The sequence below is a fragment of the Pseudomonas sp. LBUM1651 genome, assembly GCF_059716135.1.
Genome location: NZ_CP166805.1, coordinates 5769737 through 5784843, shown reverse-complemented (window position 1 = coordinate 5784843; position 15107 = coordinate 5769737). Strand labels below are relative to the sequence as shown.

Below are 15107 nucleotides of genomic sequence, written 5' to 3'. Positions count from 1 at the left end.
TTTTTTATGGCAGCGCTAAATCAGCGATTGCGAGTCAGCAATGCTGGTTTCTCACCACGCGGACGGCCTGGCAGTTGATCAAGTTGCTCGGGAGTCGGGAAACGATCGGTTTTCGACTCCTTGTGAATGATCTTCGGTGCCGGACCGCGCGGGTTTTGCACGGCGGGTTCCGAACGCGGCTGATCGTCACGCGCCGGGCGACGGTTGCGGCCTTCTTCGCGACGGGCCTGACCGTCACGTGGCGCACCGTTGCGCGGACCGCTGCGCTTGGCCGGCGGCGTGCCGGTGGTGGCACCGTCGCTGCTGCGCGGACCGCTTTGGCGACCCTGAGGCTTGCCGCCAGTGCGCGGAGCACCTGCGCCAGCTGTCGCGCCCTGTGCCGGAGCACCCGGACGGCGACCACGGCCCTGAGCCGGTTTGGCTTGAGGCACGTAGTCGACGCGGTTACCGAAGTTATCGATATCGTCGTCCAGGAACTCGTCCGGAGCGCGGTCAGCGGCAGCGCGTGGCGCCGGACGCTGTTGCTCACGCGCCGGGGTGCCTTCGCGTGGTTTCTGCTCACGTGCCGGGCGCTCGCCACGGCCGCTGGCCGCCGGTTTTTCCTTGCCGCCCTTGTCCTTGCCCTTGTCTTTACGACCGCCGCCACCGCCGCTGCCGTTCGGACCGTCGCCGCGCGGACCACGTGGATTGCGCGGGTTACGCACATCCGGACGCTCGCGGACTTCCGGTTTCTCGGCTTCTACAGCGCTGGAATCGAAGCCCATCAGGTTGCCGTCGGCAATCTTCTGCTTGGTCATGCGCTCGATGCTTTTCAGCAGCTTTTCTTCGTCCGGGGCCACCAGCGAGATCGCCTCGCCCGAGCGACCGGCACGGCCGGTACGGCCGATGCGGTGAACGTAATCTTCGTCGACGTTCGGCAGTTCGAAGTTGACCACATGTGGCAACTGGTCGATGTCGAGACCGCGCGCGGCGATGTCGGTGGCGACCAGGATGCGCACTTCGCCGGCCTTGAAGTCGGCCAGGGCTTTGGTGCGAGCGTTCTGGCTCTTGTTACCGTGGATCGCCACGGCGCTGAGGCCGTGTTTGTCCAAGTACTCGGCCAAGCGGTTGGCGCCGTGCTTGGTGCGGGTGAAGACCAGAACCTGTTCCCAGGCGCCGGCGGTAATCAAGTGCGCCAGCAGCGAGCGCTTGTGGCTCGCAGCCAGGCGGAACACACGCTGTTCGATACGCTCGACCGTGGTGTTCGGCGGCGTGACTTCGATGCGTTCCGGGTTGTGCAGCAACTTGCCGGCGAGGTCGGTGATGTCCTTGGAGAACGTCGCCGAGAACAGCAGGTTCTGACGCTTGGCCGGGAGGCGGGCCAGGACCTTTTTCACGTCATGGACAAAGCCCATGTCGAGCATGCGGTCGGCTTCGTCCAGCACGAGGATTTCCACGTGGGACAGATCGACGCTGCCTTGGCCAGCGAGGTCGAGCAGGCGGCCAGGGCAGGCCACCAGCACGTCAACACCACGAGACATGGCCTGAACCTGCGGGTTCATGCCGACGCCGCCGAAGATGCAGGCGCTGACGAACTTCAGGTCACGGGCATAGACCTTGAAGCTCTCGTGGACTTGAGCCGCGAGTTCGCGGGTTGGGGTCAGGACCAGTACGCGCGGTTGGCGCGGGCCATGACGCTGGGATTTGTCCGGGTGACCGTTGGGGAACAACCGCTCCAGAATCGGAAGGGCGAAGCCGCCGGTTTTACCAGTACCTGTCTGAGCCGCAACCATCAGGTCGCGACCTTGCAACACGGCGGGAATGGCCCGCTGTTGCACCGGAGTAGGCTCGGTATAGCCCGCTGCCTCGATGGCGCGGACTAAAGCCTCGGAGAGACCGAGGGAAGCAAAGGACATGAGTAATCCTGTTTTAGTTAGGGCTTGGCCCAATGGGAGTCTTGCCTGGCGCGAATGGCGTTTAAGAGGAACGCAATCCCGTCCGGTCCTGCTGGGCCTTGAAAGCTCGTCTGGAGCGCTCGCGCGGGCTGAAAAGCTGCGCTGTAGCGGGGTCGAGATGCCTTGAACAAGTCCGAGCGTCCGGGCGTGAGCCTGGCGGGAAGGCCGGAGTATAACAGAGCAATCACTGCGCGCCGCTTTCCTGCTGCTCAACGGTTTTTTCGCGGACGGCGGTGGCCCCGGCGGCTTTCTTGCTGGCTGCCGGCTCGGCGCCATAACGGGCACTCAGTTCGGCGTAGGCGGGCTCGCGCTTGAACCGCTTGAGTTCGGCGCCGAAGCGTTGCACCAGCAAGTCCATGCCCGCATTGCGGCGTACTGCCAGGAATTGGCTCTGTTGGCTGATGACCGTGGGGTTTTCGCTGATCTGGTCGCGGATGTTCAATTCGTCGAGCAAATGCTGGCCGACCCGGCGATCGGTGATCAGCAGGTCGATCCGCCCGCGCACCAGTTTGCCGAAGTTGGCTTCATGGGTGGGCGCCGGTTCGCGAGTGAACAGGGTCGATTCGCGAAAGTCCGGGCTGTACAGATAGCCCGGCGACGTGCCGATTGTCAGGCCTTTCAAGTCGTCGAGGGTACGAAATGGATGCGGGCGCTCGTTGGCGTAAAACATCACGAACTCGACTTCCGAGAGCGGTTCGCTGGGGTAGAGCAGGGTGGCGTCACGCTCTTCACTGTGAAAAATGTCCAGCGCGCCATCGGCCTGGCCGGTTTCGAGCATCGACAGGCAGCGTTTCCACGGCAGGAACTGCCACTCGACTTCGATCCCCAGGCGCTTGAAGACGATGGCCGTGGTTTCGTAGTCCAGGCCTAGTGATTTGCCGTTTTCCTCATAGACGTAAGGCGCCCATGGTTCGGTGACAATGCGCAATTTCTCGCCCCGAGCGGCGAAGCTCAGGCAAGTGAAAACCAGCACGGCGATTAACTGCGTGATCAATGGCATGGGCTTGAGATTACGACGAGAAACGGGAAAGAGCCAGAAACCGGCTGCAGATGCTCTATCTCCGTGTGTTGCATCACAATAAATGTGCGTAAAAAGCAAAAGATCGCAGCCCTCGACAGCGCCTACAGGGATTAAACATTCCCGAATGTAGGCGCTGCCGAAGGCGGCGATCTTTTGATCTTGCTTGTAACGATGTTTAGCGCGGCAACTTCAGGTTGTTCCACACCGCCAGACTCGCTTCAGCCTGGTTCAGTGTGTAGAAGTGCAGCCCCGGAGCGCCACCTTGCAGCAGGCGTTCACACATCTCGGTGATGACTTGCTCACCAAAACCTTGAATGCTCTGGGTGTCGTCGCCGTAGGCTTCCAGTTGCTTGCGGATCCAGCGCGGGATTTCCGCACCGCAGGCATCGGAGAAGCGCGCCAGCTTGCTGTAGTTGGTGATCGGCATGATCCCCGGCACGATCGGGATGTTCACGCCCATCGCCCGTACACGCTCGACGAAGTAGAAGTAGCTGTCGGCGTTGAAGAAGTACTGGGTGATCGCACTGTCGGCGCCGGCGTTGGCCTTGCGCACGAAATTGGTCAGATCGTCTTCGTAATTGCGCGCTTGCGGATGCATTTCCGGGTAAGCGGCGACTTCGATGTGGAAATGATCGCCGGTTTCTTCACGAATGAATTCAACCAGATCATTGGCGTGGCGCATTTCACCGCTGGCCATGCCCATGCCCGAAGGCAGGTCACCGCGCAGGGCAACGATACGTTTGATGCCGGCGGCCTTGTATTGCGCCAGCAGGCCGCGCAAGTCGTCCTTGCTGTCGCCCACGCAGGACAGATGCGGTGCGGCAGGGACTTTGACTTCGCTTTCGAGCTGCAACACGGTGTTGAGGGTTCGATCACGGGTCGAACCGCCAGCGCCATAGGTGCAGGAGAAGAAATCGGGGTTGTACGTGGCCAGCTGACGAGCAGTGGCGAGCAGCTTTTCATGCCCAGCGTCGGTCTTCGTAGGGAAGAATTCGAAGCTGTAGCGACGGTCTTGGGACATGGTCATATCCTTGGAAACGCGTAAGGCGAACTCTGGCCCCCTGTAGGAGCGAGCTTGCTCGCGAAGAATGTGAGAGCAACGCGTTTATCCAGCCAGCACGCGTTATCGTTAACGTCCATCGCGAGCAAGCTCGCTCCTACAGGAGAGCAGGCAACGCGGTGTATCAGAACACCGCGAAGCCGGTCAGCGAATCAGTAGCGGTAAGCGTGCGGCTTGAACGGACCTTCAACAGTCACGCCGATATAGTCGGCCTGGGTCTTGGTCAGTTGAGTCACGACGCCGCCGAAACCGCGGACCATTTCCAGGGCCACTTCTTCGTCGAGTTTCTTCGGCAGTACTTCAACGGTCAGGCGCTCGGCTTTCTGGGCTGGCGACAGGTCGGCGTACTTCTGGCCGAACAGGAAGATCTGGGCCAGAACCTGGTTGGCGAACGAGCCGTCCATGATGCGGCTTGGGTGACCGGTTGCGTTACCCAGGTTAACCAGACGGCCTTCGGCCAGCAGGATCAGGTAATCGTCGTTCTGGGCATCGAATGCGCCAGGGCCGGTACGGTGGATCTTGTGAACCTGTGGCTTCACTTCTTCCCATGCCCAGTTCTTGCGCATGAAAGCGGTGTCGATTTCGTTGTCGAAGTGACCGATGTTGCAGACAACAGCACGCTTCTTCAGGGCTTTGAGCATGTTCGCGTCGCAAACATTGACGTTGCCGGTGGTGGTCACGATCAGGTCGATCTTGCCCAGCAGTGCCTTGTCGATGCTGGCTTCGGTGCCGGTGTTGATACCGTCGATGAACGGCGAAACCAGTTCGAAACCGTCCATGCAGGCTTGCATGGCGCAGATCGGGTCGACTTCGGATACTTTAACGATCATGCCTTCTTGACGCAGGGACTGGGCCGAACCCTTGCCCACGTCACCGTAACCGATGACCAGCGCTTGCTTGCCGGACAGCAGGTGGTCGGTGCCGCGCTTGATCGCGTCGTTCAGGCTGTGACGGCAGCCGTACTTGTTGTCGTTCTTGCTCTTGGTCACCGAGTCGTTGACGTTGATGGCCGGGATTTTCAGCTCGCCCTTGGCCAGCATGTCCAGCAGGCGGTGAACGCCAGTGGTGGTTTCTTCGGTGACGCCGTGGACGCGGTCCAGGATCGCCGGGTATTTCTTGTGCAGCAGCTCGGTCAGGTCGCCGCCGTCGTCGAGGATCATGTTGGCATCCCAAGGCGCGCCATCTTTCAGGATGGTTTGCTCCAGGCACCACTCGTACTCTTCTTCAGTTTCGCCTTTCCAGGCGAAAACCGGGATACCGGCAGCAGCGATGGCGGCAGCGGCCTGGTCCTGAGTCGAGAAAATGTTGCAGGACGACCAACGCACTTCGGCACCCAGGGCAACCAGGGTTTCGATCAGCACGGCAGTCTGAATGGTCATGTGGATGCAGCCGAGGATTTTCGCGCCTTTGAGCGGTTGCTCGGCGGAGTACTTGCGGCGCAGACCCATCAGGGCTGGCATTTCGGATTCAGCGATGATGGTTTCGCGACGGCCCCAGGCAGCCAGGGACATGTCGGCGACTTTGTAATCGTTAAAATCTGCAGGCGTGATAACAGCGCTCATGATGAGCCTCCATTCGTAATGTATGCGAATGGGCGCCGTTGTGCGTTTAGTGTCTGGCCGTGGCCAGTCAACGCCCCATCCGAGCCTGACAGGTCGAACCTGCTGCAGCGCCCCTCGGACAGGTGGCGGGAAAACGGTAGTAGCCGTTTTAAATCGGTGGCGATTATAGCTTTCTTTATCCGGCTAGTGGCAAGTGACAAGCTCCAAGCGGCAAGTAAAAGCGAATCTGCTTTTAGCTTGCGGCTTGTCGCTTAAAACTTGAAGCTGGGGGGCATAACCTATCGCCCAAGCACCTCAAGCCCGGAGTCCCCCATGAATTTCCACACCCGCAAATGGGTAAAACCCGAAGACCTCAACCCCAACGGCACGCTGTTCGGCGGCAGCCTGTTGCGGTGGATCGACGAAGAAGCGGCGATCTACGCCATCGTCCAGTTGGGCAATCAGCGCGTGGTCACCAAGTACATTTCCGAAATCAATTTCGTCAGCGCCTCGCGCCAGGGCGACATCATCGAACTGGGCATCACCGCCACTGAATTCGGCCGGACGTCGATCACTCTGACCTGCGAAGTGCGCAACAAGATCACCCGCAAAAGCATCCTGACGGTGGAGAGGATGGTCTTCGTCAATCTGGGTGAGGACGGCTTGCCTGCACCGCATGGCCGGACGGAGATCAAGTACGTCAAGGATCAGTTTCAGGATGATGGCATTACCGAGTGAGATCGGCGGTGCGCCCATCGCTAGCAGGCTAGCTCCCACATTAAGATCTTCAGCGGCCACAAATTTTGTGTGCTGCTGAGAGTCAATGTGGGAGCTAGCCTGCTAGCGATAGCGGTCTACCCGCCCACGATGATTCAGCGGACCACTGAACAGCCCCGAACCCCACGTGTCGTACCTACATGACACGCCAAAGGCTCAGGAGCTTCAATGGACACGCAAAAAGAAGGCAAGACCCCCGACCTCTCGGCGAAAGAACAGCATGAGGTCGAAAAGAACCAGCCTCCACGCGCAGCGGTGCTGCACGAGATCATCCGTACCCAGGGCGATAAGGAGCTTGAGCGCAGCGTCGCCGCGTTGTGGTGGTCGGCGCTGGCCGCAGGCCTGACCATGGGCCTGTCGCTGATGGCCATGGGGCTGCTCAATTCCCGTCTGCCGGATGCCGAAGGCTTCAAGGTCATCGCCAGTTTCGGCTACTGCGCCGGTTTTCTCGCGGTGATCCTCGCCCGCCAGCAGCTGTTCACCGAAAACACCCTGACAGCCGTGCTGCCGATCATGAGCAAGCCCACGCTGGGTAACTTCGGCCGCTTACTGCGGTTGTGGTCGGTGGTGTTGGTGGGCAACCTCTGCGGCACCTTGCTGGTAGCGTATGTGATGCTGCATTTGCCGATTTTCGACAGCAAGACCGACCTGGCCTTTCTCGGCATCGGCCGCAAGGTCATGGAAAACGATGCCAGCCAGATGTTCGCCAAGGGCATCGTCTCGGGCTGGATGATCGCCACCATGGTCTGGATGATCCCGTCCATGGAGAGCGCCAAGATGTGGATCATCATCCTCATCACCTACTTCATGGCGCTGGGGGATTTCACCCACATCGTGGTCGGTTCGGCCGAAGTTTCGTATCTGGTCTTTGCCGGGGAATTGCCGTGGAAGGATTTCTGGCTGGTGTTCGCCGGTCCGACGCTGGTGGGCAACATCATCGGCGGTAGCTTTATTTTTGCGCTGATTAGCCATGCGCAGATTCGCAGTGAAAGCGGCGCGCCTAAAGAGAAGGGAAGCGAAGGCAGGCCGACCGCTGACGAGGACGCCAGGCGATGAGGCCGGGCGAGGTATCAGCTCGCTCGACCTGCTGGGCGCCGTGCGGTTATCTGGCAGGGATCAGCCATGCCCGGGTTTGTTCGACTGTCGTCGAGCTGACAAAACCCGAGAATGGGGAGTTGCGCGCGACATAATTATCCTCAAGTCGTATGCCTGCTCTCTCGAGATCCTCGGGTGTCTTGGCTTTTAGCAAGTCAATGATTACGTCTCCTATCAGCTCGACGTTCGAGTCAGGCTGGCCAACACGATACAGGGAGGGAAAGAGCACTTCACGAATGAAGTTTTCGCTCTTGGTGATGATGTCGCGGACACCCATTTCCTCGATTGCCGCGGTCATGACCACAGATTTCTGCATTGACTGCTTGGCATCCACTGGCTGGCTATCCATGTGTTTAACGACTTGGAGCAGCTCCATGTAATCCGGGTCGTTTCCGTGATTGAGCTTTTTTGCCAACCAATCGATTTTTGCTGGTGTGTCGCCGAGTTCGTCTAGCCTTCCGAACGCTGTAAGCAGTTCTGGGGTGAGTTCCAGTGTGGCGTTCCTTATGGCGTCGGCTTTGTCTTTGTCTGTTTCTTTTTCTGCGAGTTTGTTTTTTTCTTCGGAGATGGAAACCAGATCGCTTTTTAGAACGTCCAGCACCTGTTTCGCGAGCAGCCGGAAGATGATGACCGCTTCGGATGCTGGCTCTTTAAGCTCAATCATCACTTCGTTGAACGATTGATCGTCCAGGGCCAGTAGTGCGCTGCCAATGGAATTGAAGGTGTACGTTTCGCTGCGGTTATGGCTGATCAGGTGTTCTTCAACTTTAGAACGCAGTTTTTCCTGCAGTATGTTTCTGTGCTCTTTCGTCATGCTGAAGTTGACCGTGCCTCCCAACATCGTAGTGAAGTCGCCCTCATCGGTCTTCAGGGGAACGATGACTGTTTGTTCTTTAAACGCTGCGATGCTATTGTCTTCTTGTGCGTCTCGGGCCGCGTGGTCCACACCGATGAACTTGTCGATCGTTCTCGAGAGAAGTGTGCCTCTGTCGTTTTTTTTACCGCCATTCTCGCTCTCGAATTTTAGAATCAACTGTTCTCTTTCGGGAATTGCACTCATGGGGATTTGAGTGTCGTATAGATCCAGGACCGGAGTGTTGAGCATGATCCCGCCATCCTGAAAGGAAGTTCGCTCCCCCTCACCCTGAAAGGGAAGACCTTGTTGCGAAGGTGATTGGAAAACGACGGGCAATGAACCTGAAATAAGGGCTGCGCGAGCCACATCCATATCCGGGGTCAGGCTGGCATTGAACACCACCATTTGGGGGCGCCCGCCGAACATGGCGGTGCCGGTGATGTGCAGTTGTTTGATTTCAGGTATGTCCTTGCTCAGCGTTGCCAGATCACCAAAGGTCACGTAGCCCCTGGATTTTATTTGTTCCACACAGGCGTTGCTCACATCCGAAAGCTGTCGCTGAGGATCGTTAAGGGCCTCGCTGAAGCGAGACAGGGTCGACTCAACCGTTTTCTCCTGGAGCAATGCCTCCAGCGGCGTGGCTTTGGTTTGAAGACGAGGCAGCAGGTCGAACAACAACCGTCCGATGTTGCCGGTCTTGCCCGGGATCTTTTCAATGCCTTTACCAATGGTGGAGCTGAGATGCTGTATCAGTGCAAGCACCTTGCTGGGACTGTCGAGCAGCGACACAAGGTCGATCTCGTCCAGCAGCTTGTCGATTTCCGCGTGTGTCATGCCGCAGGCGAGCACAGCCGCAACAATGGCGCCTGCCGATGAGCCGAAGATCTTCTCGATCCTGGCCAGATGACCACTTTCTTCCAGCGCTTTCACCATTCCTGAGTAGGAGACCCCCTTGGCCCCACCGCCGCTTAGCACCAAGACTTTAATATCCGGACGCTTTAGCTCAATTTCGACCACGCCATTTTCATAACGGCGGATCGAAAGCTCTCGGCCGGTCGATGAGCTCACCAGCGTTTCGCACCGGCCTTCACCTTTGCACGGGGTGCCTTGCATGAAGTCGCCCCAATCTTCGTCTGCGGGACTTGTCGGTGAACCTTGAATCGCGTTGTTCAGGCTGTTTGACGGAAGTGGTAAGGATGGACGTAGGAGGCTGATATTAGGCATGAGTGTCTCTTCCTTTGAGAGCAGTTGCGGAAGCTGCACTTTAGGAGAGACGAAGCCATGCGAGAGCACTGTGTATCAATTGGGAATACAAACGCGAAGTCGATTGGCGCAGAGTGCGGGTATGGGCTGAAAGGCTCTGGTCCGGGCGTTTCAGATTGATATTAGACAGCGGGTCAAGTGGTCTTAAGAAAATTCACACAGCGTGCGTCCTGAATGCCTCGAAGCATGAAGCCGATTTTCTAATCGGCGTCATGAGGTCTGTCCGATGATTCCATGGTCTGCCTTGTTAGCCCGGCACATTGACCGCAGCAACCCTGCGACGTTGCAGATAGATGAAAAACAGTGCCGCCAGCACTGTCAAACCACTGACCAATGCACCGGTCCACGGCAAGTCTGCCAGGTCCGCGCCGCTGGCAACCACCAGCCCGCCAATCCACGCGCCCGTCGCGTTACCGAGATTGAATGCGCTTTGGTTCAACGTCGAGCCCAGGTTCGGCGCTTCATGGGCCTGATCAATAATCAGCAGCTGCAGAATCGGGCACAGCGCGAAGGCAAAGATCCCCCACAGCACCAGCGTAATCGCAGCCGGGATCACCGAATGGCTGGTCTGAGTAAACGCCGCCAGCACGACCACCACCGCCAGTGCCATCCCCGCCAGCGAAGGCAGCAATCGACTGTCCGCCAATCGACCACCGAGCATGCTGCCCGCCGTCAGCCCCACGCCAAACAACAGCAACATGATGGTCACGCCATGGGGACTGACGCCGGTGATGTCCTGCAGGATCGGCGCGATGTAGGTGAACACGCTGAACAGACTGGTCGACGCCAGTACGCTCATGCCCAGGGCCAGCAGCACATTGACCTTGCCCAGCACTTTGAACTCGCTGGCCAGGTTGGCCTTGTCCATGGCGATGTCCTTCGGCAGCCAGACCCATTGCGCGATGGCGGCAATCACGCCGATCACCGACACCGCCCAGAACGTCGAACGCCAACCGGCGTACTGCCCGAGCGCGGTGCCCAACGGCACGCCCAGCACGTTGGCCAGCGTGAGGCCGGTGAACATCATGGCAATCGCCTGGGCCCGTTTGTTCGGTGCCACCAGGCCGGCGGCGACCACCGAACCGATGCCAAAAAATGCGCCGTGGCACAGTGCAGTAATCACGCGCGCGGCCATCAGCGTGGCGTAGTTCGGCGCGAGTGCACACAGGATGTTGCCGAGGATAAACATCAGCGTCATGCCCAGCAGTGTGGCTTTGCGCGGCATGTTGGCGGTGCCGACCGCGAGGATTGGCGCGCCGAACACCACGCCCAGGGCGTAGCCGGTGATCAGCAGGCCGGCGTCGGGAATGCTCACGGCAAGGTCGCGAGCGACGTCGGGCAGCAGGCCCATGATGACGAATTCAGTGGTGCCGATGCCGAACGCGGCAACAGCGAGGGCAAGTAAGGCGAGTGGCATGCGCAAGGTCTCTGTCGGTAGTCTTGACGCTGTGATCAGGCATACGCATGCCGACGACCGTTCTCGAGGAGAACGGACCGAGGCAGAAATTATTGGAATTAGTCTGTGCGCAACTGAGTGCGGCGTGGTCGCTTGCAGTATAAACAGCTGCTGACATATGGCGAATCAATTCTCCCCGATCACTGTAGGAGCGAGCTTGCTCGCGATGGTCGTCAACGATAACGCGTGCTTACTGCTTAAACGCGGTGTCTCGACGTTCTTCGCGAGCAAGCTCGCTCCTACAAGGGATCGCGGCGATACAAAAGGAGTGTGCCGTGCTTGCAACAGCACTGGTGTTGGTGGCAGCGCTGTTGCACGCGGCGTGGAATACCCTGATTAAATTCAGCGCGGAACGGTTGTTGGTCGTGGCCTGCATGGACAGCGTGGCGATGTTGTTTGTTGCTCTGATGCTGCCTTTCGTGGCGTTGCCGCCGATTGAAATCTGGCCGTGGATCCTGGCGTCGGCGGCATTTGAGTTGCTCTATCGCTATTTGCTGATTCAGGCCTATCGGGTCGGTGATCTGGGGCTGGTCTATCCATTGATGCGCGGACTGTCGCCGCTGGTGGTGTTGGCCCTGACGCTGATCTTTGCCGGAGAAGTGCTGACCCATCAGCAGATTTTCGGAATCCTGCTGATCCCGTTCGGCATGCTGTGTTTGCTGTGGCAGGGTGGTGGCGGCGCACGTTTGCCGTGGTCGATGCTGCCGGTGGTGGCGCTGATCGGTCTGTGCATCGGCTGCTACACCTTTATCGATGGCCAGGCGCTGCGGCGTTGGTCGCATCCGCTGGATTACCTGGTCTGGGTGACGTTGCTCAGCGCCTGGCCGTTTCCGTTGCTGGCACTGGTGCGCAAGCGACCGGCGTTCATGCTGTTCTGGCGTGAACAGTGGCGGCTGGGATTGGCGGTCGGGTTTTGCGTGTTGTTCAGCTACGCTCTGGTGCTGTGGGCGATGCAGCTGGGGTCGATTGCCGAGGCGGCGGCCTTGCGCGAGATCAGCGTGATTCTGGTGGTGTTGTTTGGCATGCGCTACCTGAAAGAACCTTTCGGCCGGCCACGGCTCCTGGCCTGTGGGCTGGTGTTGATCGGTATGTTGGTGATGAAGTTTTGACTGGCTCACTGTCGACGAACGCTCGACGCATGAAACTTGATGAAGGGATGACTCTATGACGGTTGCTTTGTGGTGCATTTTGATCGCGATTTTCCTGCCTTACCTGTGTACGGGCGTGGCCAAGATCAGTGGCGGTTACAGGCTGAAAGACAACCATGATCCCCGGGATTTTCTTGATTCACTGGAAGGTTTGGGCAGGCGCGCGAATGCGGCGCAACTGAACAGTTTTGAAATCACCCCGGCCTTTGCTGCGGCGGTGATCGTGGCGCATCTGGCTGGCAATGCCGAGCTGGTGACCATCAATGTGCTGTCGGTTTTGTTTATCACCAGCCGGTTGCTGTACATCATTTGCTACCTGGCGGACTGGCATATTTTGCGGTCGTTGGTGTGGTTTGTGGGGATGGGGTTGATCGTTAGTTTCTTTGTGGTTTCTGTCTGACAATATTCGGTGGTTTTATCGGCCTCTTCGCGAGCAGGTCGAATCGTCGCACCGTCGCACCCACATTGGATTTGCGTTGTTCACAAATCCCCTGTGGGAGCGAGCCTGCTCGCGATTGCAATTTATCAGGCGCAGCAGAACTCAAGGATTGGATTTAACTGCATCAGCCACCTGAGGCACTTGCGGCAATGCCGCACCTTTGGGCCACAGCATCCAGATCTGCCCCTGCTGTTTCATGTCGCCGGCCAATTGCCCGGCCGCCTCGCCGGTGCCCCAGAACAGATCCGCCCGAACTTCACCGGCAATCGCGCCGCCGGTGTCCTGGGCCGCCACCGGGCGAACCAGCGCCGTGCCGTCCGGCCGCGTTGTGGATAACCACATCAGACTGCCCAGTGGTATCACTTTGCGGTCCACGGCGGCGCTATAGCCTGCGGTCAACGGAACATTCAGCGAGCCGCGAGGGCCTTCGTTGCTGTCCGGGTTGCGGGTGAAGAACACATAGCTGGGGTTGCTGCCGAGCAGTTCCGGAATGCGCGTCGGATTGGCCTTGGCCCAGTTGCTGATCGCACCCATGGTCACGTCTTCTTTTTTCAGCTCGCCTTGTTCCACCAGCCAGCGGCCGATCGGTCGATAGGGATGGCCATTCTGGTCGGCGTACGCGATGCGCAACTGGCGGCCGTCATTAAGCTGGATGCGACCCGAGCCCTGGATTTGCAGGAATTGCAGGTTCATCGGGTCGGTGAGCCACGCCACCACCGGCGCCTTGACCCCCTTGGTTTCGATCGTTGCCGCATCGTCGTAAGGCTTGAGCACGCGGCCTTCGAGTCGTCCGCGCAGGCGTTTGCCTTTGAGCTCCGGGTAAATGCTGTCCAGGGAGACGATGATCATGTCTTCAGGCACGCCATACACCGGGATGTTCGCGACCGTAGTCTGAATCAGGCTGCCGGGGTAGACCGGTTCGTAGTAACCGGTGATCAACCCGTTGGGGTTGTCGTTGGCGGCACGCAGGCCGTAGACGTCGAGGTTCTGTTTGAGGAAGCCGCGAATGTCGGTGGCGGTTTGCGGCACATTCGCGGCAGCGGCGCAGGTCGAGCCCCAGACCGGGTCGGCCTTGAGTCGGGTGCAGGCGCTGCGCCATGAACCGAAACCGGCGACCAGATCGTTATCGGACACTGCGGGCAGTGCTTCCCAGGTGGCGCTGGAATAAGTCGCCAGTGCGTGGGTTTTCGGTTTGTTGTTGTCACCACCGGTGCAGCCTGCGAGCACGGCCACTATCGGGAGGGTCCAGGCGAGGCGATGACGCCATACCTTGAAACGGCTGTTCATGGAGTAATTCCTTTGCCGGTTGCGCGAGTGCTCCCTGCGCTCGAACAAGCCGTATTGATAATAGGGCTATTGGTGTTTGTCGGTGACGCGAGGATACTGGCCGCCGTTTCCCGTGACCTGAAGCCACCATGACATTTAAAAGACTTTCCGTTGTATTGCTGGCCTGCCTGACGTTGTCTGCGTGTGGCGGTGTCGACCCGAACTCGCCACTGGGTCAGCGCAAGGCGATCTTCAAGCAAATGCTCAAGACCGGCGAAGACCTGGGCGGCATGTTGCGCGGCCGCATTCCATTCGACGGTCCGAAGTTCGCTGACGGCGCGGTGAAGCTCGATGCGCTGTCCCATGAGCCGTGGAAGCATTTTCCGCAGGTGCGCGAAGAAGATCACACCAGTGCCAAGAGCGATGTCTGGCAGAAACAGGCACGTTTTCAGGAAATGGCCCGCACCCTTGAAGCCAGCACCGGTGAATTGGTGATTGCCAGCAAGGTCCAGCCTTACAAGGCCAGTAACCTCGGGCCGGCGGTGCAGAAAGTCGAAGATGCCTGCAGTGCCTGTCATAAAGAGTTTCGGGATCATTGATTTGCAACGCATTCCTGTGGCGAGGGGGTTTACCCCCGTTCGGCGGCGTAGCCGTCGTAAACCCGGCAGTTGCGGACTGTCTGACTAGCCGCGTTTGGGGCCGCTTCGCAGCCCAACGGGGGTAAACCCCCTCGCCACAAAAGCTCCGTCGCTCAGTTGGGGGGGCTTACTTGTCCAGCTCATCCAGCGCGTTCTGCAATTCCTTGCGAGATTCGGCGAGTTTGTCTTTGCGCTTGTTGATCTTCTCTGGATCGCCTTTCTTCATGGCTTTGTCCAGGTCTGCCTGACGCTGGCTGACTTCATGCTTGGCGTCGAGGACCTTGTTCTCCCGTTCCTTTTTCAGCGAGGCGTCAGTGCAATGAGCGGTGACTTCGCTCAGGGCTGTTTCCAGGCCCGCCTGCTGATCGGCGTTGCCGTGGGACTTGGCCAGTTCGATCTGATTGATGATGCCCTGTTTCTTGGCGGCGCAACCGGTCAGGCCCGGGGCCTCTTCGGCGGCCATCAGCGGAGCGGCCATCACACCGCAAAGAGTCAGCAGGGCGAGCGGTGAAAAAAATCTCATAAAAGCTCCATGTACAAAGTGCAAATCGGATCGATAGGGCGGTGGGCGTTTGAGCCCATCGGCACCTTTGGGTTCCCGGGTGGGCGAGCA

General features: G+C 58.9%; 13 protein-coding genes and 1 riboswitch. Of the genes, 5 read left to right on the top strand and 8 right to left on the bottom strand.

All coding sequences use genetic code 11. The annotated features are described in order from the left end of the window. Positions 1–20: 20 nt before the first annotated feature. From rhlE2 to ahcY, 4 genes are all read right to left on the bottom strand, one after another. Positions 21–1895 (bottom strand): RNA helicase RhlE2, encoded by a 1875-nt coding sequence (rhlE2, locus tag ACA066_RS27110; RefSeq protein ID WP_497697312.1) that lies wholly within the window; start codon positions 1893–1895, stop codon positions 21–23. Positions 1896–2118: 223 nt separating this feature from the next. Beyond that, positions 2119–2934, bottom strand: coding sequence for a substrate-binding periplasmic protein (locus ACA066_RS27105; protein ID WP_497697311.1), 816 nt, complete (start codon positions 2932–2934; stop codon positions 2119–2121). A 196-nt stretch (positions 2935–3130) separates the two neighbouring features. Further along, on the bottom strand, positions 3131–3976 hold the full coding sequence (gene metF / locus ACA066_RS27100; protein WP_497697310.1) for a methylenetetrahydrofolate reductase [NAD(P)H]: 846 nt from the start codon (positions 3974–3976) through the stop codon (positions 3131–3133). A gap of 191 nt (positions 3977–4167) precedes the next feature. After that, positions 4168–5577 carry an adenosylhomocysteinase gene (gene ahcY / locus ACA066_RS27095; protein ID WP_497697309.1) on the bottom strand — a complete coding sequence of 470 codons (1410 nt, stop codon included), beginning with the start codon at positions 5575–5577 and terminating at the stop codon, positions 4168–4170. A gap of 23 nt (positions 5578–5600) precedes the next feature. Then, positions 5601–5699, bottom strand: a riboswitch (S-adenosyl-L-homocysteine riboswitch). Positions 5700–5889: 190 nt separating this feature from the next. Between ahcY and ACA066_RS27090 the strand changes: the two genes are divergently transcribed. Together ACA066_RS27090 and ACA066_RS27085 are read left to right on the top strand one after the other, a co-directional pair. Then, positions 5890–6294 (top strand): acyl-CoA thioesterase, encoded by a 405-nt coding sequence (locus ACA066_RS27090; protein ID WP_497697308.1) that lies wholly within the window; start codon positions 5890–5892, stop codon positions 6292–6294. Positions 6295–6501: 207 nt separating this feature from the next. Then, entirely contained in the window at positions 6502–7389 is an 888-nt protein-coding gene (locus ACA066_RS27085) for a formate/nitrite transporter family protein (RefSeq protein WP_497697307.1), read from the top strand. 46 nt (positions 7390–7435) lie between these two features. Here the strand turns inward: ACA066_RS27085 and ACA066_RS27080 are convergent, their stop codons facing one another. Together ACA066_RS27080 and ACA066_RS27075 are read right to left on the bottom strand one after the other, a co-directional pair. Then, entirely contained in the window at positions 7436–9508 is a 2073-nt protein-coding gene (locus ACA066_RS27080; protein ID WP_497697306.1) for a patatin-like phospholipase family protein, read from the bottom strand. Between the two features lie 286 nt (positions 9509–9794). Further along, a complete protein-coding gene (locus ACA066_RS27075) occupies positions 9795–10964 on the bottom strand; it encodes an MFS transporter (protein WP_497697305.1) in 1170 nt (389 codons plus the stop codon). Between the two features lie 314 nt (positions 10965–11278). Between ACA066_RS27075 and ACA066_RS27070 the strand changes: the two genes are divergently transcribed. Further along, the gene (locus ACA066_RS27070; RefSeq protein ID WP_253433134.1) at positions 11279–12112 is read left to right on the top strand and encodes an EamA family transporter; all 834 of its coding nucleotides are present in this window, start codon (positions 11279–11281) and stop codon (positions 12110–12112) included. Between the two features lie 55 nt (positions 12113–12167). Continuing rightward, positions 12168–12551 carry an MAPEG family protein gene (locus ACA066_RS27065; RefSeq protein WP_497697304.1) on the top strand — a complete coding sequence of 128 codons (384 nt, stop codon included), beginning with the start codon at positions 12168–12170 and terminating at the stop codon, positions 12549–12551. A 141-nt stretch (positions 12552–12692) separates the two neighbouring features. Here ACA066_RS27065 and mltA read toward each other — a convergent pair whose 3' ends face one another. Next, positions 12693–13877: a murein transglycosylase A gene (gene mltA / locus ACA066_RS27060; RefSeq protein WP_497697303.1), complete on the bottom strand. Its 1185-nt coding sequence runs from the start codon at positions 13875–13877 to the stop codon at positions 12693–12695. A 128-nt stretch (positions 13878–14005) separates the two neighbouring features. Here mltA and ACA066_RS27055 point away from each other — a divergent pair, with 128 nt between their 5' ends. Beyond that, the gene (locus tag ACA066_RS27055) at positions 14006–14455 is read left to right on the top strand and encodes a c-type cytochrome (protein WP_253433124.1); all 450 of its coding nucleotides are present in this window, start codon (positions 14006–14008) and stop codon (positions 14453–14455) included. A 166-nt stretch (positions 14456–14621) separates the two neighbouring features. On the opposite strand, the gene ACA066_RS27050 is transcribed toward ACA066_RS27055, so the two are convergent. Continuing rightward, positions 14622–15017, bottom strand: coding sequence for a DUF1090 domain-containing protein (locus ACA066_RS27050; protein ID WP_497697302.1), 396 nt, complete (start codon positions 15015–15017; stop codon positions 14622–14624). Positions 15018–15107: the final 90 nt, after the last annotated feature.